The 21,215-nt window shown below is 72.8% G+C and carries 17 protein-coding genes; 6 read left to right on the top strand and 11 right to left on the bottom strand.

From position 1 onward, the window contains the following. From ACWC9R_RS34035 to ACWC9R_RS34010, 6 genes are all read right to left on the bottom strand, one after another. Nucleotides 1-657: SMI1/KNR4 family protein (locus ACWC9R_RS34035; RefSeq protein ID WP_450737404.1), on the bottom strand; the 657-nt coding region annotated here is incomplete at its 3' end. Between the two features lie 720 nt (nt 658-1,377). Beyond that, on the bottom strand, nt 1,378-1,914 hold the full coding sequence (locus ACWC9R_RS34030; protein WP_450737402.1) for a GNAT family N-acetyltransferase: 537 nt from the start codon (nt 1,912-1,914) through the stop codon (nt 1,378-1,380). A 141-nt stretch (nt 1,915-2,055) separates the two neighbouring features. Further along, a complete protein-coding gene (locus ACWC9R_RS34025) occupies nt 2,056-3,306 on the bottom strand; it encodes a globin domain-containing protein (protein WP_450737400.1) in 1,251 nt (416 codons plus the stop codon). Nucleotides 3,307-3,464: 158 nt separating this feature from the next. Continuing rightward, a complete protein-coding gene (locus ACWC9R_RS34020) occupies nt 3,465-3,914 on the bottom strand; it encodes an RrF2 family transcriptional regulator (RefSeq protein WP_450737398.1) in 450 nt (149 codons plus the stop codon). Between the two features lie 86 nt (nt 3,915-4,000). Next, complete coding sequence (dacB, locus tag ACWC9R_RS34015; protein WP_450737394.1) at nt 4,001-5,608, bottom strand: D-alanyl-D-alanine carboxypeptidase/D-alanyl-D-alanine endopeptidase; 1,608 nt, start codon at nt 5,606-5,608, stop codon at nt 4,001-4,003. A gap of 247 nt (nt 5,609-5,855) precedes the next feature. Further along, the gene (locus ACWC9R_RS34010) at nt 5,856-7,670 is read right to left on the bottom strand and encodes a TIGR03767 family metallophosphoesterase (RefSeq protein WP_450737392.1); all 1,815 of its coding nucleotides are present in this window, start codon (nt 7,668-7,670) and stop codon (nt 5,856-5,858) included. A gap of 403 nt (nt 7,671-8,073) precedes the next feature. Here ACWC9R_RS34010 and ACWC9R_RS34005 point away from each other — a divergent pair, with 403 nt between their 5' ends. Further along, nucleotides 8,074-8,844, top strand: a complete 771-nt coding sequence (locus tag ACWC9R_RS34005; RefSeq protein ID WP_450737390.1) for a RapZ C-terminal domain-containing protein — start codon at nt 8,074-8,076, stop codon at nt 8,842-8,844. Between the two features lie 83 nt (nt 8,845-8,927). Here the strand turns inward: ACWC9R_RS34005 and ACWC9R_RS34000 are convergent, their stop codons facing one another. Then, the gene (locus tag ACWC9R_RS34000; RefSeq protein ID WP_450737388.1) at nt 8,928-9,695 is read right to left on the bottom strand and encodes a hypothetical protein; all 768 of its coding nucleotides are present in this window, start codon (nt 9,693-9,695) and stop codon (nt 8,928-8,930) included. Nucleotides 9,696-10,093: 398 nt separating this feature from the next. Between ACWC9R_RS34000 and ACWC9R_RS33995 the strand changes: the two genes are divergently transcribed. The 4 genes from ACWC9R_RS33995 to ACWC9R_RS33980 all read left to right on the top strand — a co-directional run bounded on the left by ACWC9R_RS33995 (nt 10,094) and on the right by ACWC9R_RS33980 (nt 13,882). After that, nucleotides 10,094-10,333 (top strand): hypothetical protein, encoded by a 240-nt coding sequence (locus ACWC9R_RS33995; RefSeq protein ID WP_450737386.1) that lies wholly within the window; start codon nt 10,094-10,096, stop codon nt 10,331-10,333. A 280-nt stretch (nt 10,334-10,613) separates the two neighbouring features. Then, on the top strand, nt 10,614-12,527 hold the full coding sequence (locus ACWC9R_RS33990) for a cellulase family glycosylhydrolase (protein WP_450737410.1): 1,914 nt from the start codon (nt 10,614-10,616) through the stop codon (nt 12,525-12,527). A 94-nt stretch (nt 12,528-12,621) separates the two neighbouring features. After that, complete coding sequence (locus tag ACWC9R_RS33985; RefSeq protein ID WP_450737384.1) at nt 12,622-13,524, top strand: aminoglycoside phosphotransferase family protein; 903 nt, start codon at nt 12,622-12,624, stop codon at nt 13,522-13,524. Between the two features lie 58 nt (nt 13,525-13,582). Then, complete coding sequence (locus ACWC9R_RS33980; protein WP_450737408.1) at nt 13,583-13,882, top strand: hypothetical protein; 300 nt, start codon at nt 13,583-13,585, stop codon at nt 13,880-13,882. Between the two features lie 27 nt (nt 13,883-13,909). Here ACWC9R_RS33980 and ACWC9R_RS33975 read toward each other — a convergent pair whose 3' ends face one another. Continuing rightward, nucleotides 13,910-15,058, bottom strand: coding sequence for a Glu/Leu/Phe/Val family dehydrogenase (locus ACWC9R_RS33975; RefSeq protein WP_450737383.1), 1,149 nt, complete (start codon nt 15,056-15,058; stop codon nt 13,910-13,912). Beyond that, on the bottom strand, nt 15,051-18,026 hold the full coding sequence (locus ACWC9R_RS33970) for an FAD-binding and (Fe-S)-binding domain-containing protein (protein WP_450737381.1): 2,976 nt from the start codon (nt 18,024-18,026) through the stop codon (nt 15,051-15,053). The genes ACWC9R_RS33975 and ACWC9R_RS33970 overlap by 8 nt, the downstream gene beginning before the upstream one ends. Before the next feature lie 159 nt (nt 18,027-18,185). Between ACWC9R_RS33970 and ACWC9R_RS33965 the strand changes: the two genes are divergently transcribed. After that, nucleotides 18,186-19,100: a LysR family transcriptional regulator gene (locus tag ACWC9R_RS33965; RefSeq protein WP_450737379.1), complete on the top strand. Its 915-nt coding sequence runs from the start codon at nt 18,186-18,188 to the stop codon at nt 19,098-19,100. 80 nt (nt 19,101-19,180) lie between these two features. Here the strand turns inward: ACWC9R_RS33965 and ACWC9R_RS33960 are convergent, their stop codons facing one another. Both ACWC9R_RS33960 and ACWC9R_RS33955 read right to left on the bottom strand, forming a co-directional pair. Beyond that, nucleotides 19,181-20,578, bottom strand: a complete 1,398-nt coding sequence (locus tag ACWC9R_RS33960) for an amino acid permease (RefSeq protein ID WP_450737406.1) — start codon at nt 20,576-20,578, stop codon at nt 19,181-19,183. Nucleotides 20,579-20,996: 418 nt separating this feature from the next. Further along, the coding region (locus tag ACWC9R_RS33955; RefSeq protein WP_450737377.1) for a TetR-like C-terminal domain-containing protein at nt 20,997-21,215 on the bottom strand (219 nt) is incomplete at its 5' end.

The following is a 21,215-nucleotide window of genomic DNA, read 5'->3' as shown; positions in this document are numbered from 1 at the left end:
CGAGTTCGGCCAGGCGCTCCTCCTCCGTCTGCGTGACGCTTGGAATGTCCAGTGGCATGGCTGAGCCTCTCCTGTTGGTGGCGCGGTACATGCGGCCCGGAAGTCGGGGCCGGGGCTGATCTGCCCCCAGGTCATGTCGTCGAACCAGACCTGACCGGCGGACGGCCCGGTCACGACGAGCCGGACGAACGCCCCGCACCCCGACTCGGTGATGACCAGCGACCCGGCCACCCTCGTGCGCTCCGCCTCCTCGTCGCATCGCTCGGCCGGACTGCCCCGCCACTCCTCGGAGAGCGGGAACGGCGCCGACAGGAAGCCCGGACGCCGGTCCAGTTCCCGCAGATCGTCGACGGCCTCGTCGCTCTCGGCGGGGACGGGCTCGTCGAGCGGCAGCAGTCCGTATTGGGGGCCTGCCCCGGAGCCGCCCACCTGGGCGAGGAACGTCCGGTAGGCAGCGGGCAGTCTGACGGCGTACCGCTCCTCGAAGGCGCGGAGCGCCGCCTCGGGCAGCGGCGGGCTCAGCCGGTAGCGGTGCTCGTCGGCGCCGAACCGGGCGCACTCCGGGTCCTGCCGCGCCAGTTCACCGAGCCGGGCCCGTATGGCGTCCGTGTCCCAGTCCCGCGCCGGTCCTTCCTGAGGACCTTGATTGCTCTGCATCTGCCGGCTCCCTCTTCCTGTGCCGACAGCATTCTCGCCGGTCAGCGCCCGTACGTCCGCCGGCACAGCCGCAGCAGATCCGCCCGGACCCGGCCGGCGGCCATCCGGCAGACCACTCCGGCGTCGACCGTCGAGCGGGGCCGCGGCCGCCGGAGCGTACGGGGCGGTGTCTCCACGTGGTGCCGCTGCCTCGGCGCCGGGTGTACCCGCGCCGGACGCGGCCTCGACGGTGCGGAGTGAGCGTGCCGCGGCACCGGCCGTCCCACGGGCCGCCGTTCCACCCGCTTCCCCGGCGCGGTGTGCCGGGCACCGGCATGTCCCTTCCCGGACGCCACGGAGTGCTTCGCTCGCTTCCGTACGGACGCGACATCGACCAGCCGCTCCCGCGGCGACCCCTCGGTGGGCATCAGCAGTGGCGAGGGCCGGGCCGGGGCCACGGTGCGTCCGCCCGGTGCGGGGCCGGGGTCGTGCCGGGGAGCGTCGGCGGGAAGGGACATACAGCCGCCGACGGCCAGGAGAACGGTTGTCGCTGCGACGAGGCGAAGGAGGAGAGGGCGCACGCCTTCACGGTGTCGGAGGCCCGTGAGCTGTCCAAACGACGCGCCGGGTCTCCACGCGGACGAAGGACACATACGAACTCCCGTGGCAGTCCCGCGCCGACGCGCAGCGGACCGGATGCCAGGGCTGCGGCCGGTCCGTCAGGATCTCAACGCCCCTCGCTCACATGGGCAGTGAGCGCAGCCGCACCGGTCCCGGCGGCCACTCCGCCCCGTCACGCAGGGGCGTCCACATGGTCTCCAGCGGCATGACCGCGGTGGTGTCCCCGGGCTGCTCGACCTCCACGTCCTCATCCAGCCGCCGCCAGCCGAGCCGCTCGTACAGGGGCAGGAGAGGCGACCGGCAGAAGAGGAGTCCGTACCGGGGGCCGATCGTGCGGGCGTGCTCCAGGGCGGCGGTCATCACGCTCCGCGCCAGCCCCTGTCCGCGCAGGCCGGGGGCGACGGCCACCCCGCCGACACCGACCGCTCGGGTCTCGATGGAGCCGATCGACAGCGGAACCGTCACCAGGCCGGTGTGCGCCACGAGGCGGCCGTCCCGTTCGATGCCGAAGTGCTCCTGCTTCGCCCGCCAGGTCAGCCCGGTCCAGGCGACTCCGAAGGCGTCCTCGCCCTCGCCGAGGATCTCGGTCAGTTCCGTCTTGGTGAACCGCGTCAGCCGGACCACGGCCGGTGGGGCGGAAGGCAGATGTGCTGTCATTCCCCGCATCATGCTGCCCGCACCGGCCGGCGGCAAGGCTGTCACCACGTCACCGGCCGCTGGCCGCCGCCCAGTTCACGGGGCGTGGAGGTACAAGGCACGGCCTGGTGCCTCTCCGGGAGGACGTGCCTCGGTGCTGCCCTACAGCCCGAGGTCCGGTCCGAAGACCTCGTAGTGGATCGCCGCGGACGGTACGCCGGAATCCAGCAGTTGCGCCCGTGCCGCCTTCATGAACGGCACCGGCCCGCACAGATACGCGGTGGTGCCGGCCGGGATGGCCAGCAGCGTCAGATCCATCAGCCCGGCGCGCACGGTCACCGCGTCGACCGCACCGCCCGTCTCCCGGCCCGCGCACTCCTCCTCGCCCGGGGCTCCCTCCTCGTACCAGACGTCCGCCGTCGCGTCGGCGAGCTTGCCGGTGAGCCGCCGGAGATCCGTACGGAACGGGTGGGTGGCGGGGGAGCGGTCGGCGTGCGCGGTGAGGATGCGGCGCCGGGAGCCGGTGGCGGCGAGATGCGTGAGCATGCCGGCCATCGGGGTGCAGCCGATGCCCGCCGAGGCGAGGAGCAGGGGCCCGTCGCCGTCCTCGGGCAGCACCACGGCACCGAACGGCGGGCTCACATGGAGGATCTCGCCGCCGTGCACCCGCGAGTGGAGGTACCCGGACACCTCGCCCGCGGGGCTGTCGGCCGGGGCGCCGGGCCGCCCGCCGGCCACCACCCGCTTCACGGAGATCTGGAGCCCGCCGTCCGGCTGCCCGGAGAGGCTGTACTGGCGTATCTGCCGTGCGCCGTCCGGGAGTTGGACCTGTACGGAGACATACTGGCCGGGCCGGGACGCCGGTACGGGCGCACCGTCGGCCGGCCGCAGGAGGAAGGTGGCCACTTCGTCGGTCTCCTCGATCCGTCCGGCCACCCGGTAGGGCCGCCACACCGCGCCGTCCCGTACACCGGCCTCCGCCGCGAGCCGCTGCTCGATGGCGATCAGGGCATGGGCCATCAACCAGTACACCTCGTCCCAGGCCCGCACCACGGCGTCGGTCACCGCGTCGCCCAGCACCTCGGCGATGGCCGCGAAGAGGTGCTCCCGCACGATCGGGTACTGCTCGGGACGCACCCCGAGCGAGGCGTGCTTGTGCGCGATCCGCGCGAGCAGCGCGTCCGGCCGGCTGTCCGGGTGTTCGAGGAGATGGCGCGCGAAGGCGGCGATGGAACCGGCGAGGGCCTGTCGCTGACTGCCGTTGGCCTGGTTGCCGCGGTTGAAGAGGTCACGCAGCAGCGCGGGGTGGGCGGTGAACAGCTTCTCGTAGAAGAGCGCGGTGATCTCCCCGATGGCTCCGCTCACGGCGGGGAGGGTGGCACGTACGGTCTCGGCGGACTTCGGCGACAGCATCGACGGCTCCGGATTCTCGAAGGGTGGGGGAGGCGGAAACTGGCATCTGAGATGCATATTTTTGCTCGTGTCGACGGTGGGGTGTGCGAGCGGAGTTGAGTGGGGGGCGCTTCTGTAGCTTCAGGTCTACGGCTCACCCCTGGCGGATGCCGGGTGGCTCAGTCCCTGACGGGTGCGGGTGTCAGGCTGAGCAGCAGCGGACCGGTCGGCGACTCGACCAGGTCGGCGATGGAGAGCGGATCGAGCGAGGCGTAGAACGCTTCCTGTGCCGCCCGTAGTGCACCGCGCAGCCGGCAGCCGCCGCGCAGGGGGCACGGCGGATCGTCCTCGCACCCCACGACATCGTCGACCCCCTCCAGCTCCCGTACCAGCCGGCCGAGCGACCCCGTACGCCCCGCGGCCGTCAGTGTCAGCCCGCCACCGCGTCCGCGCCGCGCCTCGACGGCGCCGAGGTGCTGGAGCTTGCTCACGACCTTGGCGGCGTGGGTGTACGGCACCTGGACGGCGCTCGCCACCTCGCGGGTGGTGGGCGCGTCACCCGGGTCCCCGAGTACCGCCAGACGCATGGCGACGCGGAGGGCGATGTCGGTGCTTTTGGTCAGTCGCACACGAGCACTCTATAGAAGTTGCATCCAAGATGCCAATTAAGTCCTCAGGGGTCGACCGGGCGCCGCGCCCGCCCCGCCCCCTCCGCTCACTTCCCCCCGGCGGACTGTTGTTGGAGGTAGGCGGCGACGTCGGCCACGTCGTCGCCGATGGACAGGACGCCGTTGATGTCGGCGTCGAGGGTGGCGGCGCCGTTCACCCCGGCGAAGAAGACGTCGAAGTGGCCCTTGCGGGTCTCCAGATAGCCGCCGGTGGTTTCGGCGCCCACGGCCAGGCGGTCGTTGAGGAAGTCGCCGCCCGCCGCGGTGCCGGTCTTGGCGAAGACCCTGCCGCGTGAGGGACAGCTGCGGCAGGAGTCGGCCAGCGAGCCGTCGACGCCCAGGATCGGCAGTGCGGTGCGGAAGCGCCGCGCCTCGGGGGTGCGCTGCCAGTACGTCAGGATCTGCGCCACGGCACGAGGGGTGGTCCGGTCGGCGGGGTTGCCGCCGCGGCCGTCGGCGAGCTGTACGGCCTTGCGGTCCACCTGAGCGCCGTCCAGGAACTTGGCGAGGACCGGGAACCCGTCCGCGCAGTCGGTGCTCCCCGTACTGGTGGCCATCAGGCACACCCCCAGGTTCGCCCCGAGATTGTGGCTCACCTTGAAGATGAGCTTGGCGTACTGGGCGAAGTCGGGGGAGGTGTAGCGGGCCACGGTGGGGGCGCCCTGGTAGGTGCGCGGCAGCCGGCGGACGGGGTTGGGGCCGACGGCCTTCGCGCGGACCTCGACGCCGGCCCGCTGGAGCGCCTCGATCAGGGCGGTGCGGCCGAAGGCGTTCGGGTCCTTGACGGGCGAGATCCGCAGGGCGGGGGCCGAACCGGCGGCGATGGTGCCGGACAGCTGGATGCGGGTGCCGTCGGCGGAGCTGCGCACGGTGATGTCGGACGGCCGGCCCGCCGCGACCGTGCGGACGGAGGAGGTGACGTGGTAGGGCGCGACCTTCGGGCGCCAGTCCAGCCCGGCGGGGGTGCCCGCCGCGGCGCCGGGCGTGGTGAGCAGATCGATCACGTTGTCATTGATGATCAGCGGTGTGGGCACCGGATCGAGGGCGGGGTCCGGCCGGAACAGCCGTGCGTCGACGACCACATCGCCGTCGACCCGCCGGATTCCCGCGGCACGCACCTGCCGGGCCAGCTCGTCGATACCGGCCAGCGGGTTCTCCGGGGTGAGGGTGGCTCCGGGGATGTCGTTGGCGTAGGTGTGGTCGATGGTGGTGTAGGCGACGGTGCCGTCCTTGCGTGTTCTTCCGCCGAGGGTCAGATCGCCCTGGGCGACCAGGTCCAGGTCGCCCTTGAGGGTCGCGTTCCGGCGCTGCCCCACGGCGTGCACGGGCGTGACGAAGTGGTGGTCGCCGCCCAGGGTGTGCCAGGCGCCGCTGACGCTGAACAGCTTGGCCGTGGAACCGGGAATGAAGAGCTGGTCGGCGTACTGGGACTGGGTCACCTTGCCCGTTCGCGGGTTCTGCTGGAACAGCCCCCACTGGGCGTGCCGGTACTCCGGTTTCCGCATGATCGCGGTGATCCGTGGATCGAGCGCCTGAGGTGTGGCGGACGGCGCCGCCTGGACCAGTCCGGTGATGACGACGCCGACGGCCAGCAGCACGCACAGGGTCCCGGCGATCCGCCGTCGGGCCGGCCGCGGTGTGACGGAGGGGGGCATACAGACTCCACCATTGGTGTTGTTCTGCGGCATATCTGTCGATATGCACCCCCTGACGGTACTGCCCGCCCCCACCGCGGGGCCGCAGCACGTCGGCCGGGGTCCCCCGGACGCCTCAGCGCGCGGCTCCGGACAGCGGGCGTGGGGCGGCGACGGGGGTGCGGAGGCGTGGGATGCGGAGTGGGTGGCTCCGGGAGGGGGGTGACGCCGGCCGTGGCCGTCCCCGGCCGGCGCGGTGCGGCCCGGGTCAGGCCCGCCGGAGGAGGAGTTCGGTGTTGCGGTCCGCCGGGGTGCCCGCCATGGCCTCGTGGACCGTGCCGCTCATGCCGGCGGCGAGACCGGGGGCGTTGTAGGACAGCTCGCGGTAGAGGGACGCGAGCCCGACGGACGACAGGTCGTCGAAGTCCGTGCGGTGCGGTGCGGCGGACTCGATGAGGGTGGTGAACAGGGACAGCGTCCCGTCGTGGTTGTCGACGAGTTCGATGACCCGGGCATGCTGCGGATAGTCCACGTGGGAGGCGGTGTTGACCTCCCAGAAGGAGCGGGCGGCCGTCGGGTGGGCGTGCGGGGTGACGCGGTTGACGTGGCTGTGGCCGTTGATCCACGCGACCACGTTCGGGAACCGGCTCAGCAGGGCGATGACCTCCTCGCCGTCGTGCCGTGTCTCCTCCGCGCGCGCCGCGTCGGGCCGCCGGGTCATGCTCGGGCTGTGATGGTGGCTGAACACCAGGATGTGGGCGTCATCGGCGCCGGCGTTGCGTACCAGCCGGCCGTCCGCGTCGTAATGGCGGGAGCTGTGGGCGGCCAGTGTCCGCTCCAGCCAACGGAGTTGCTCGGTGCCGAGCGACCCTTCGTAGTGGCCGCTGCGGTAGGTGGTGTCGATGCTGATGCCGATGACTCCCTCGGCGACGGTGAAGGAGTAGTACATCCGGTCGCCGTCGAGGTGGTTGTCGGTGTAGCCGTGCCCGACGGGTCCCGCACCGGCGAAACCCGGGTCCAGATGGGCCCGCAGGTACTCGTGCGGGGTGGCCATGCGCCGGCGCTCGTCGGGCGTCACGGTCCGTGCGCGGGCGGCGTTGCGGGCGAGGATGTCCTTGAGCACGGTGCTCTTGGGGTCGTCGCCGGAGTCCAGCACCCTCGCGAACGCGGCGACATCGGCGTCCGGTACGGAGAACAGCTTGCGCGCCCCGGTGATGTACTCCGTCAGCACCGGGTCCTGCGGGGCCAGACAGCCTCCCGGCAGGTCGTCGTGGTTGCCGGGCGTCGAGTACCAGGGCATCCGCAGACCGGGGCTGACGACCGGGCGCATCGCGGCGTCGAGGTAGCCGGGCAGCTGCGGCAGGCCCCGCTTCTTGTCCTGGTCGCGCAGGCCGTCGTCCGGGTGCCAGTACAACGGGAGACCGGAGTTCTGTACGCCCTCGAAGGAAGCCGGGTCCCCGGTGTTGGGGGTGATGCGGCCGCCGCTCATCAGGGTGAGGAACCACTCCAGCTCCACCATCGAGTGGTTGTCGATGTTGTCACCCGTGGACATCACGAACGCCGGCGGGCGGCCCGTGTGCGGTCCGCCGCCGAGCGCGTTCGCCTGCTCCACGAGCGAGACCGAACCGGCCACCGACAGCGCCTCCTGGGCCCGCCACGACCCCGGCGACCCGGCGCGCAGGAACTCGGTGCGCAACGGGCTCTGGACGTCGACCACATGGAGGTCGGTGAACTGGAGGAAGCACGCCAGGGCGGTCCGCCGGTCCTGGCGTCCGGACGCCGCGGCGGCGAGTTCACCCCGGACGACCAGCGGCCAGCCGGGGCCGGACGTGAGGCGGCGGTAGCCGCCGTTGCCGACCGGGCGCGCCGTGGTGTCCAGCGTGGTCGCTCCGTACGGCGCCGCCCGGTGAGCGGCGGGGCGGGCCGGCGCCGGGCGGGGCAGTGTCTGTGCGTGACCGGCGTCCGGTGCCGCGCTGCTGCGCTGTCCCGGCAGTGCCCAGGTGGCACCGGCCGCGGCGACGGCGGCACCGGAAGTGAGGAGAAAGTGACGGCGGTTGGTGGGGATCTGGGTCATACCGGCCATGCGGCCCTCCGTGCCGTGGCGGGATGCCCGACCACAGCGGTGTCACCAAGCGGAATATCTCATTCCAGAGAGTGGGCGGGGAGCGTGACCGGTAGCTGAACGAACCCGGAACGCGGTACACCCATTGCCTGTCGGCTGCCCTCGGCCGCCCGGCGCCCGTCACGACCAGGAACCCCCGGCCCGGAGAAGCCCGCATGACCACGCGATGTCCGGTACATCTGCCGCAGGAGAACCGGGGGAGAAACCGACGCCCCGACGCCCTGACGGCCGGACCGATGGCCGCCGCCCGAATGCCGAGCTCGCCGCCCGACGACTGCTCCCCGCCGTCCGCCGTCGTCCGCGACAACGACGCGCACCTGTCTCCCGCCCTTCCCGGCCCCGTCTCCACGCAGCAGGAGAGCCCATGACCAGCAGTAGTACCGCCCCGATCCGGATCACGTCCTACGGCGCCCGCTGGGGTGCCCCGCCCCGGCATGACACCGGCGCGCTCGTGCTCGACGTCCGCGACCGGATGTGGGACCCGGCCGACACCGCGGTCACCGCGTCACTGGTCCCACTGACGGGTCTGCACCCCGAGGTCCGTGACTACGTGCTGTCCGCCCCGGACGCCCGGCAGACCGTCGAGCACACCGGGCGTCAGCTGCTCGCCCTGCACCGGGCCGGCAGCGGCGAGACGGTGCACCTGTACGTCGCCTGCTGGTACGGCCGCCACCGGGCCCCGGCCGTCGCCCGCGCCGTCGGCGACTGGCTCGCCGAGCGCGGGACCGCGGCCGATGTCGAACACCGCGATCTCGCCCGCCCCTTGATCCACAGTGAACCCGCCAGGCAACTGGAGGCCTGCGCCTTCTGCCATATGGCCGCCGGTACGGAGCCGACCCCGCTCGTCCGGGACTGGCCGGACGCCTTCGCGATCGAGCCCCGCCGTCCGGTCACGCCCGGACACCTCCTGGTCATTCCGCGTCGCCATGTCCGGGACGCGACGACCGACCCGGCGGTGACCGCTGCCGTGATGCAGCGCGCGGCGGAGCTGGGCGCGGAACTCGCCGGGGATCTGAACCTCATCACCGCCGTCGGCCCTGCGGCGACGCAGACGGTCTTCCACGCCCATGTCCATCTGATCCCCCGGCGCCACGGCGATGGGCTGCGGCTGCCGTGGGCTCCTCAGGGGCGGTGAACTCCGCCTGGTCCGCCTGGCGGGCCGGGCCCGCAGGGGGCATCCGGGTCGGCCGGGCGGGGGCCGGCTCACCGGTCCCCCGATCACTCCGCCAACGGCTCTTCTCCCTCCCAGGCCCCGGCCGAGCGGTGCCCTTCGCCGGCCGCCGGGGCCGGACGGTGGCCCAGGTTGAGGGCGGTGCGCAGGTCGACGGAGGGGTCGAGCGCGGCGTCGATGCGGGCGGGGAGCAGGGGGCCGTCGCCGCTGAAGCCGGTGGTGCCGAGCGCCTCGTTGAGCCTGGCGGCGGCCGCCGCGGTGACCGTGATGCCGGTGTTCATCCGCAGCGTCGCGGTGGCGGTGTCGATGGAGGGGGTGATGCTGGGCCGGGTGAAGGTGCCCACGGTCTGCCTCGGGCCGCCGTCGATCCGGGCCCGCAGGGCGCCCTGGCCGAGGTCGGCGGTGAAGCCGGTGATCTTGACGACCTTCTTGGTCCTGCGATGGACCAGCGCGATCCCGCCGTCGGCGAACCGCAGCTCACCGCCGACCTTGCCGCCGCTGTTGGTGACCGCGCCGCCCTTGACGCGCAGGCTGATCCCGTCGGCGTCGTGGTGCGGTGTGACCGCGCCCTGCGTGTCGACGTCCGCGATCACCACGCCGTGCGCCTTGAGCGCGGCGAGCAGGGCGGGAGGGGTGGCGAAACGGGCCGATCCGCCGTGGACGGGGACCTCGGTGTGGCCGGCCGGGCGGACCTCGGGCGACCGGCCGCCCGTCGGCGGGGCGGTGGCGGAGGACTGTGCCGGGGCCGGGGCGGCGGTGGGAACGGCGGTGGTGAGCGCCAGAACGGCAGCGGTGGCGAGATGGCGAGCGCGCATACGAGTCCCTTTCTCCGGTGCGGCCGGGTGCCGGAAACGGGCGCCGGGATACCGGCTGTCGGCGGCCGATCGGCGGAGCACCCGATCCGTGATCATCTCGTCACCCTAAGTGCTTGGTGCGCGCCGCGCGGCGTCTGCCGGCGCCAGTGGGGGAGCGCGGATGCGATGCGGCCCGGGGGTCGCCCTCGGCCCCGGGGTCGGCCCAGGAGCCTGAAATCCACGGCTCGGGGGAGTCGTGCGGTCCGGGCGGCCGAATGCCGCGAAACGGGGTGAATGCGATCAACGCGACAGCCGGAGTGGTGCGCACCCCGCCGGGACACGGGGCCGGTGGCCGGGCCCGGAGATCCGTACGAGCGGCCGCCACGGCCCACTTCGCCCGGTGACACGCAAGGAGAACCATGTCGAACGCACCCCGGCCCAGCCCGACCCCCGCCCAGCTCGCGATGCCCCTCTCCGCGATCGCCGCCACGGCCGCCACCCCTCGCCCGTCGGGCGAAACCCTGAAGGAGCAGGGCCTGCGCGCCATGCGTGGCATCACCGCCCAGCTGAGCGATCACGTCCGCCTCGACAGCACCGCCACACAGCAGCGCCTGCGCACCCGGCTGCGCGGAGCCCGGGAGTTCCTCCCCGTTGGCTGAGGGGTGTGTGGCGCGCCGTCGTCCGTCTTCGGTGGCAGGGGCGAGGCGCCTCGACCGGCCGTCCGGCAGCGGGCGCCCGCAGCGCCAACAACGCTGACCGGCCAGGAAATTGGCCGTGGGAGGGTATGGCCCCGTCAGTCACCCGTCGGTAACTTGTCCCTGGCCCGCCGGTGGTGTCCCTGCCGTGCGGCCGCTCGCCGGACCGAGCCGGTGAGTACGTCCGACGAAGCAGGCAGATGACGTGCAGCCGCTCCTACGTTCCGTGTGCCGTGTCCTGGCGATGTGCCTCGTCCTGACGGGGCTCGCCGTCCCCGGCGCGGTCGCGGCGCCCGCTCCGCCGGAGGCCTCCGCGGCCGGACCGTCAGCCGCGGCCGCCGGGAAGGCCGCCGAGGCGTGGACCGCTCCGCTCTCCACCCGAGGCCGCTACATCGTCGATGCCGACGGCCGGCGGTTCCGGCTGAAGTCCGCCAACTGGGACGGGGCGCAGGGCTCCTGGAACGGCTCGGGCGACATCAACGACCCGGCCAACCACCACGGCGGCCAGAACGCGCACGGCGTCCCCCTCGGTCTCGACCGCGTCCGCATCGCCACGCTGCTCGACGACTTCCGTGCCCTGGGCCTCAACAGCATCCGGCTGCCGTTCTCCAACGAGATGCTCCACGCCACGGCCCCGGTGCCGGATGCCGCGGTCGCCGCCAACCCGCAGCTGCGCGGCAGGACACCACTGCAGGTCTTCGACGCGGTGGTCTCCGCCCTGACCGCGGGCGGCTTCGCGGTCGTCCTCAACAACCACACCAACACCACCCGGTGGTGCTGCGGCCTCGACGGCAACGAGCGGTGGAACAGCCGCCAGTCCACCCGGCAATGGGCCGACGACTGGGTCTTCATGGCCCGCCGCTACCAGGACAACGGCCGCGTGGTGGGGGCGGACCTCTACAACGAGGTGCGCCGTGACGTCCTGGACGACCCCAACTGGGGACTGGGCGACGGGCACGACTGGCAGGCCGCCGCGCAGGAGGCCGCCGACCGGATTCTCACCGAGGCCAACCCCCGTCTCCTCATCATCGTCGAGGGCATCAACTGGACCGGCGTGCCCCTGGACGGCCTCCCGCACGGCCGCCCCACCCTCGCCCCGGTCCGAACGCTCTCGCACACCCTCGTCACCTCCGGGAAGCTCGTCTACTCCGCCCACTTCTACGGCTACACCGGCCCGCACCACAGCGGCGCCACAGGGATGGGGGAGACCCACGACCCCCGCTACCAGGACCTGAGCCGCGACCAGTTGCGTGCCGTACTGCACGACCAGGCCTTCTACGTCTCCGAGGAGACCGGGCGGCACTTCACCGCGCCCCTGTGGATCAGCGAGTTCGGCATCGGCTCCGAGGAGTCGAACCCGGCCGCCCGCGCCTGGTTCGGCAACCTCACCGACTACCTCGCCGACACCGACACGGACTTCGCCTACTGGCCGCTCGTCGGCTGGAGCACCGACGGCCAGGGGCCGCCCGCCGGGGACGCCTGGGCCATGCTGCGGTACGACCACACCGGCCGCCGCACCGGAGTCCTCGACGGCGGCGACTGGCGGGCCACCGCCTGGCACCGGCTCCTGACCGCCCCGCAGAAGACGGGCCCGGTGCCGGTGACCCCCGCCTGGCATCTGCTCACCACCGACCACCGCGACTTCGTCCAGTCCCTGAGCGCCCGGTCCCTGGGCGACTGGGACAGCGGCGCCCGCAAGGCGGCCTGCCCGGACGGCGAACGTCTCATCGGCATCAGCCACACCCGGGGCCGCGGACTGTGCACCGACGCGCCCACGGCCGGCGATCTGCGCAAGCCCGGCAGCGTCCCCACCGTGGTGCGCGACGAGCGCCATGTCCCGGCCGGCGGCGACTGGGCCCCCGGCTACAGCAAACTCCAGTGCCCCGACGGACACTTCCTCACCGGCTACAGCCTGCGGGGCGAGAAGCTCTCCGCCGCGTTGTGCACACCGGCCCGCACCACACTCGGCACGGACGGGAGCACCCTCTGGTTCGACCGCGGCGACAACCGTCCGCCCGGCGACCCCGGAGGCGACTTCGCGCACGGCCACTACAAGGGGCAGTGCCCCTCCCGCTCCTACGCGGCCGGCCTCGCCTACACCAGCCGCCTCGGACACCTCGGCCGCCCCGACGCCCTGCTCTGCCGGCCCCTGACCTGACGAAAACGGGTCGACGCGGACGGCGGGCCGGGATATCAAGGGACGCCGTCCACGACACCGGGACGGCCACACCCCGAGCGATACGGAGGCGCCCGTGAGCGCGCGCAGGAAGCATGCCGACGCGGTGGGGCTCGACGTCCCGCTGGTGCGCCGCCTGATCGGTGCGCAGTTCCCCGCGTGGGCGGACCTGCCCGTCACGGCGGTCGACTCCGCCGGGACCGCCAACGCCATGTTCCGGCTCGGTGACGCCATGGTCGTACGGCTCCCGCGCACCGAGAGTGCCGCCCACGACGTGGCGAAGGAACACCGCTGGCTGCCCTGGCTCGCCCCCGCGCTCCCGGTCGCCGTACCCGCACCGCTGGGCCAGGGCACACCCGCCGCCGGCTACCCCTGGCCGTGGTCCGTCTACCGCTGGCTCGACGGGGAGACCCCGGCCGTCGGCCGCCTCTCCGCACCCCGCTCGCTCGCCGCGGATCTGGCGGCGTTCGTCACCGCCCTGCACCGCATCGATCCCGCGGACGGGCCTCCGTCCTACCGCAGCGAACCCCTGGCGGAACGGGACGAGGCGACGCGCGCCGCGGTGGCGGAACTGCACGGCCTGATCGACACCGATGCGGCGCTCGCCGGCTGGGAAGCGGCGTTGCGGGCGCCCGCCTGGACCGGACCGGCCGTCTGGCTCCACGCCGACCTGCAGCCCGGCAACCTGCTGACCGTCCACGGCCGGCTCGGCGCCGTCATCGACTTCGGCTGCCTCGGCCTCGGCGACCCCGCTGTCGACACGATCGTGGCCTGGTACCTGCTGCCCGCCGAGGCGCGCGGCCTCTTCCGTACGGCCCTGGGCGCGGACGACGCGACCTGGGCCCGCGGGCGCGGCTGGGCGCTGTCGGTCGCGCTCATGGAACTCCGCGCCTACCGTGACAGCAACCGGGTGATGGCGGCCATCGCCCGGCATGTCATCGAGGAGATCCGCGCTGAGGAAGCGCGGGCAGCCGTCTGAACGGTGGTGATGGCCCGGCCCGCGGGTGACCGTTGCCCGCGCTGATCGTTCTCCGGTGATGAAACGTATCGTCACCACCTCGCTCCTGGTCCTGTCCTGCCTGCTCCCGGCCGCTCCGGCGCAGGCCGACGGCCCCGAGCGGATGCCGCGGGTGGCAGGCCGGGGCCTGGTCTCCGCCTACCAGGCCCTGAACTACGACACCTCCGTCCGGCTCCGCGACGGACGCGGCGCGGGCCGCCATGTGCTGTGGCCCGGTAGCTGGAAGGTCTGCTCGCAGACTCCGGAGGCGGGCACACTCCTGGAGGGCCGGCCGGCCACGCTCATCGTGGTCAAGACCCATGAGGCGTGCCCGGCCTGACACCCGGAGCCGGTGGCGCCGCGCCGCTCAGTCGCGCGGGAGACGGCCCTTGCTCTCCATGGCGGTGCGGACCCGCTCCTCGGCGAGGCGGCGGCCGGCCGCGTGCGGGGTGATGTCCTGCTGCCGGGCCTCGTCCAGCACCGTCACGGTGTTGGCCCGCAGCCGCGCCGAGACCGACTCGAAGATGCTCGCCGTGCCGGGCCGGAAGCCGGAGTAGCGGGCATCCATCGCGAAGGCGGCCGCGACCACACCACCGGCGTTGGCCACGAAGTCGGGGAGCACGGTGATCCCCCGCTCGGCGAGGATGCTCCGGGCGTCCGCCGAGGTCGGCAGGTTCGCGCCCTCCACGACCAGCTTCGCCTTGATCTCGTGCGCGGTGCCGCGGTGGATGACGTCCTGGAGCGCGGCGGGCACCAGGACATCGCAGTCCACGGTGAGTTCGGCCCCCGCGGGCAGCGCGGTGCCGGCCGGGTGGCGGGAGACGAAGTGGTCGCCGTGCTCGTCCCGCGCCGCCAGCAGGGCGCCCACGTCGAGCCCGCTGGGGTCGTACCGCACCCCGTGCGCCGTGGACACCGCCACGATCGTGGCTCCCAGCTCCGCGAACCGCTGGGCGGCCGCGCCGCCGACCGCACCGAAGCCCTGCAGGGCGACCCGGGCCCCGGCCAGCGGCAGTCCCTGGTGCCGTGCCGCGGCGTCGGCCGCCTCCGCCACGCCGTAACCGGTGACCCCGAGCTTGTCGTAGGCCACCCCGCCGAGGTGCTCGGGAGTGCCGACGGCGGCCCCGCGGTCGCCCAGCTCGTCCTGGATGATGGCGGCATCACTCTCGGTCAGGCCCATGTCGAGCCCCATCACATACTCGCGGGGCACCTCGTTGGACAGCGCGCGGGCGAAGGCGCGCAGCACCGCCTCCTTGTCGCGGGCGGCCGGATCGGCGACGATGCCGGCCTTGGCGCCGCCGTAGAAGAGGTCGACGGCCGCCCACTTCCACGTCATGACCCGGGCCAGCCGCGAGACCTCCTCGACGGTCACGCCGGGGCTCATCCGGGTGCCGCCCTTGCCGATGCCGCGGGCGGTGTTGTCGATCACCAGGACGCCCTTCATGCCGGTGCGCCGGTGCGAGACGACGACGGTCTTCTCGGGGCCCCACTCGTCGATGAGGGACAGTGCGTCAGTCACGGGTGTGTTCCTTGTCGGTAGGAAGAGAAGGGAAGCCGGATCGGGCGGAGGGGTCGGCCGGGGGCAGCGCCTGGGCGATCAGCTGGGCGAGATGGGTGCCGCTGCGCGGGGTCTGCTGGGCGATCTGGGTACGGCAGCTGAAGCCGTCGGCCAGGATCTGGGTGTCCTCGGAGGCCGAACGCACCGCGGGGAGCAGCACCTGTTCGCCCGCGGCGACCGAGACGTCGTAATGGCCGCGCTCGAAGCCGAAGTTGCCGGCGAGACCGCAACAGCCGGAATCGAGCACGGTGTTGTCGATGCCCATCCGCTCCAGCAGCGCGCTGTCGGCGCCGAAGCCGGAGGTGGCGTGCTGATGGCAGTGGGTCTGGCTGAGCGAGCGGGCCTCGACCCGTGGCGGCTGCCAGCCGGGGGCGTGGTCGACGAGGAGCTCGGCGAGGGTGAGCGTGGCGCGGGAGAGGGCACCGGCGTCCGCGTCGCCGTCGAGGAGTTCGGGGAGATCGCTCCTGAGGGCCGCCGTGCAGCTCGGCTCCAGTCCGACGACGGGGAGGCCGGCGCCGACGGCGGGGGCCAGGGCCGCGGTGGTGCGCCGGGCGATGCGGCGGGCCGTGCCGAGCTGACCGGTGGTGATCCAGGTGAGTCCGCAGCACTGGGTGCCGTCCGGGACCCGCACCCGGAAGCCGGCGTCCTCCAGCACGGCCACACCGGCCCGGAGGACCTCGGGGCTGAAGTGGTTGTTGAAGGAGTCGACCCACAGCACGACCGGACCGTGCCGGCCGTCCCCCCGCGGCGTACGGCGGCGGAACCAGGTGAGGAAGGTCTGCGGGGCGAACCGGGGGAGTTCCCGCTCCGGGGCGATCCCGCCGAGGCGTTTGACGGCCGGGGCCAGACGGGACGAGGTGAGCGCGTTGACCAGCCCGGGGGCCCGTGCGGCCAGCCGTGACAGCAGCGGCAGCCAGCCCATGGTGTAGTGCGAGGCGGGCCGCAGCCGCCCCTTGTAGTGGTGGTGCAGGAACTCCGACTTGTAGGTGGCCATGTCCACCCCGACGGGACAGTCGGCGCTGCATCCCTTGCAGGACAGGCACAGATCGAGGGCGTCGCGTACCTCTGTGGAACGCCAGCCGTCGGTGATCACTTCGCCCTGCGTCATCTCGTACAGCAGCCGGGCGCGGCCACGGGTGGAGTCCTTCTCGTCGCGGGTGACCCGGTAGCTGGGGCACATGACATCGCCGCGGTGCCCGGCGGAGCGGCACTTGCCGACGCCGACACAACGGCGGGCGGCCTTGGCGAAGTCCCCGTCGTCGGCGTGGAAGGGGAACACGGTGGCCAGCGGCAGCGGGGTGCGGTGCGGGCTGACGCGCAGATTGCCGTCGACCGGCAGCGGCCGGACGATCATGCCGGGGTTGAGGCCGTTGTCGGGGTCCCAGACGCCCTTGAACTCCTCGAACAGGGCGATGACGTCGGGGCCGTACATCAGCGGCAGCAGCTCGGAGCGGGCCTGCCCGTCGCCGTGTTCGCCGGACAGCGAGCCACCGTGGGCGGCGACCAGCCGGGCGGCGTCGGTGACGAAGGCGCGGAAGACGGCGGTGCCCTGCTCGGTGCCGAAGTCGAAGTTGATCCGGACGTGCAGACAGCCCTCGCCGAAGTGCCCGTAGACGGCGCCCTGGAGCCCGTGGCGGTCCAGCAGATCGGTGAACTTCCGCAGATAGGAGCCGAGTTGCTCGGGCGGGACGGCCGCGTCCTCCCAGCCGGGCCAGGCCTCGGAGCCTCCCCCAGCCCTGGGGGGCTGGGAGGTGCCCCCAGGTATACGGGTGGCCAGCCCCGCACCGTCCTCGCGGATGCGCCACAGGGTGCGGGCGCGCGCGGCATCGGTGACGACCTCACTGCCGGTGCATCCCGCGGCCTGCCGCGCGGTCTCGGCCAGCGCCTCGGCCTGCCGTGGCAACGCGTCCGCGGTGCCGCCGAGTTCGGCGAACAGCCAGGCCCGCGCGGCCGGCAGGCTGTCGATCGCGGCCCTGGTCGCGGGCCGGGTGACGATGTCGGTCAGCGCGTGGTCGAGGCCCTCCAGCGCCAGCGGCTGATGCTTCAGCAGGGCGGGGACCGCATCTGCCGCGGCACAGGCGTCCGCGAACCCCAGGACGACCAGGGCCCGTGCGGGGGGCGGGGACACCAGCCGGACGGTGGCCGAGAGGACGACGGCCAGCGTGCCCTCGCTGCCGACCAGGGCCCGCGCGAGGTTGAAGCGTCGCTCGGGCAGCAGCTGTTCCAGCGCGTAGCCCGACACCTGCCGCGGGAACTGCCCCAGTCCGGTGCGCAGGGTCGCCAGATTGCGCTGGGCGAGCCGGTGCAGGGACGCGATCAGCTCGCCGCGGTCACCGCCCGCGGCGATCGCCTCGTCGATCTCCTCCGTGGTCATCTCCCCGAGCCGGACCACCGTGCCGCGGTAGGTGGCCACCTCGAGTTCCAGGATGTTGTCCGCGGTGCGGCCCCAGGCGAGGGAGTGCGAGCCGCAGGCGTTGTTGCCGATCATGCCGCCCAGCGTGCAGCGGCTGTGGGTGGACGGATCGGCGCCGAAGAGCAGCCCGTGCGGGGCGGCGGCCTCCTGCAGAACGTCCAGCACGAGGCCGGGCTCGACGGTCGCGGTCCGGGCCCGCGGGTCCAGGGCGAGCAGCCGGTGGAAGTGCCGGGAGAAGTCCAGCACCACACCCGGTCCGACGGCCTGCCCCGAGGTGCTGGTGCCCGCTCCGCGCGCGGTGACCGGCACTCCCAGCCGGCGGCAGACCCCGAGCGTGTTCAGGATGTGCCGCCGCTCGCGGGGGAAGACGACGGCCAGCGGGATCTGGCGGTAGTTGGAGGCATCGGACGCGTACTGTGCCCGGTGGCCGGCGTCACCGGCGACCTCTCCGCAGTCCCCCGCGCCGAGCGCTTCGGCCACCGCTGCCGCGTCGAGGCCCTGCGCTGTTGTGGTCACCGTGCTTGCTCCCTTGTGCCGACCGAGATCACGTTCCGCCTGGTGGGACCACGATGTGCGCCGGACGGGGGGCGGGACAAGGCCCAGCAGGGCGAAAGTATTGACGCTTGAGGGCAATGAATGCTTATGCTCGCCTCCCCGCGTCCCTGGGAGCCCGCCGTGCTGAAAACCCTGCATCTGCTCACGCTCAAGGCCGTCGTCCGCAGTGAGTCCTTCGCCCTCGCGGCCCGCGATCTCGGCTACACCGCCTCCGCCATCTCGCAGCAGATCTCCGCCCTGGAGAAGGAGACCGGGCTGGTGCTCTTCGAGCGGGAGGCGCACGGCATCCGCCCCACCGCGGCGGCCCACCGGCTGGTCGATCTCAGCACCCATGTGCTGGCCGCCATGGACGATCTGGACCACCAGGTGCAGGAACTCGCCACCGGCGCCACCGGCCGGCTGCGGCTGGGGAGCTTTCCCACCGCCGACGTCCGGCTGGTGCCCTCGGCGCTGTCCGCCCTCGTCGAGATCCACCCGCGCGCCCAGATCCAGCTGGAGGAGGCCGAACCCGAAGAGCTGCTCACCGCGCTCAGCCACGGTGAACTGGACGTCGCGCTGGTATACGAGTACGGGCTCAGCCCCCGCCAGTGGCCCGCCGGACTGACCCGCCATCGCCTTCTCCGGGAGGACCTCCTGCTGCTCAGGGCCCGTGGCAGTGGCCTGAGCGCGCAGTTGCCCCAGCTGTCCGGCGCCCGCTGGATCACCAGCCGGGAGGACACCGCCGGGGCGCGCTCGTTCGTCCGGCTGTGCGCGGCCGCGGGCTTCGAGGCGGCCGTCGCCTTCCGCAGCAACAACTACGCCGTGGTGCGGGAGCTGGTGTCCGCCGGCCTCGGCGTGGCCGTGGTCCCGGCGCTGGGCCACCAGCCCAGCGAGGGCGTCGAGGCGACCCGGCTCACCCAGCGCTCCGCCCACCGCCAGGTGATGGCGCTGCACCGCAGTGAGAACAGCAACCCGCTGCTCCCGGCCGTGCTCAGCTGTCTGCGCCGCGCGGTGCCGTCCGGCGATCCGTATCTGCATCCGACGGAGGCCGGCTGACGGCCCGGACGGAGGCGGGCTCCGTCCCTCCCGGGGAGGGGGGAGGGGCGGAGCGCCGGCAGGGGCGGCCGGCCCGCCCGTCACGGAACGGGCGTGGGCTCGGCCTCGTCGGATTCGGACATGTCGTCAAGGGCGTCGAGATCCACCGAGCCTCCCGGCATGACCTGCCGGGTGCGCCGGTAGCCGTACGCCGCGTAGATGACCAGGCCGACGAGCAGCCAGCAGCCGAGCCGCACCCAGGTCTCCCACTGGAGGAACGACATCAGCCAGAGCGAGAAGGCGATGCCGAGGACGGGCACCACCGGCATGCCCGGACACCGGAAACCCCGCTTGAGGTGCGGCTTCTTGTAGCGCAGCACCAGCACGGAGGCGGAGACCACCACGAACGCCAGCAGCACGCCGATATTGGTGAGTTCGGCGACGGCGTTGATCGGCAGCACCCCCGCCAGCACGGCGGACACCGCACCGATCAGCCAGGTGGCACGGTGCGGCACCTTGCGCTTGGGGTGGATGGCGCCGAACCAGGCGGGCATCAGACCGTCCCGGCTGAGGGCGTACCACAGCCGGGAGGCGCCCATCATGAAGGAGAAGGTCACGGTGACGATGCCGATGACCGCGCCGACCGCGATCACATTGGCCAGCCCGCTGAGCCCCACGCTCTGGAACGCGCTGGAGATCCCGCTCTTCGGGTTGATCTCGCTGTAGTGCTGCATACCGGTGAGCACGACGCAGACCAGCACGTACAGCACCATGGAGACCGCCAGCGACAGCATCATCGCCTTCGGCAGCTTGCGCCGGGCCTCCAACGACTCCTCGGCGGCCGTGCTCAGCGCGTCATAGCCGAACACGGCGAAGAAGACGGTGGCCGCCCCGGTGAACGCCCCGCCGAGACCGAAGGGCGCGAAGGGCTGCAGATTCTGGCTGTCGACCTTGGTGAAGCCGACCACGATCACCAGCAGCACGATCGCGATCTTGACGATGGTCAGCACCGTCTCCACCCGCGCCGAGGTGCGGGTGCCACGGGTCAGCAGCCAGGCCACGCCGAGGCAGATCGCCACCGCGAGCAGATCGATCCGGTGGCCGGTTCCGGTGCCGGGGGCGCCCAGGGCCCAGGTGGGCAGATGGACACCGACTGCCTCCAGCAGGAATCCCAGATAGCCCGACATCCCGATCGCCACGACGGCGACGATGGCGGTGTACTCCAGGAGCAGGTCCCAGCCGACGATCCAGCCCACGATCTCCCCGAGCACCGCGGCGCAGTAGGTGTAGGAGGAGCCGGCCTTCGGCACCATGCCCGCGAACTCGGCGTAGGCGAAGGCCGCGCAGAGCGACGCGGCGCCGGCCACCAGGAACGAGATCAGGACAGCGGGACCGGCCACGTCCCGGGCGACGGCCGCGGCCAGACTGAAGATGCCGGCCCCGATGATGGCGCCGATGCCGATCATCGTCAGCTGGGTCAGGCCCAGGGTGCGCACCATGCGCGCACCGGTGGGCTGTTCCTTCGGAAGTGTGCGCCTGAAGACCCCCTCGGGGCCTCTTCCCAGCAGCGCGGGGAGTGCGGATTTCGGGGTGTGATGGGGGGACATCGATCGCTCCCTGTCAGGCAGCGGCGGCACGACGGGCCACCGTCGTGGCGTGGATCACCACTGGCCTGAAACCCTCACCCACGATCCGCCCCGGCAAAAGAGACCGCAGCGCGACAACTTGCGGTGCTGAGCACAAGGAAACCTGGCGAAGCCGGGCCGCAGGGCGAGCAGACCGGGCTCTTGTGCAGATGGCACCTTGTTGCCCGGTGTGGGTCAACTCATGCCAGGCGTACGGCTGTTGAGCGGGGAGCTGTTCATGGCCCGAACCACTCGGGCAGGTCCCGCCGGGTGCCCGTCCGGAGCGGGTGTGTCAGAGCATGGCGAGCCGGTTCACCAGCAGTTCCACCCTCGTCTCGGTGTCCTCCGGCGGCAGCCGTCCTGCTCGGGTCAGGGTGGCCAGCCCGTGCAGGGCTGCCCGGAACACCTCGGTGAACAGTGCCGGGTGGACGCCGTCCCCGGCGACCTCGCCGAGGCTTTCCAGCAGGGCGGCGAAGGCGTCCTTCAGCGGCTCCGGGGTGTCCTCGTCCGC

Source organism: Streptomyces sp. NPDC001219 (genome assembly GCF_053597915.1).
The sequence above is the reverse complement of the archived record's forward strand: the minus strand, read 5'-3'. Positions and strand labels throughout refer to the sequence as shown.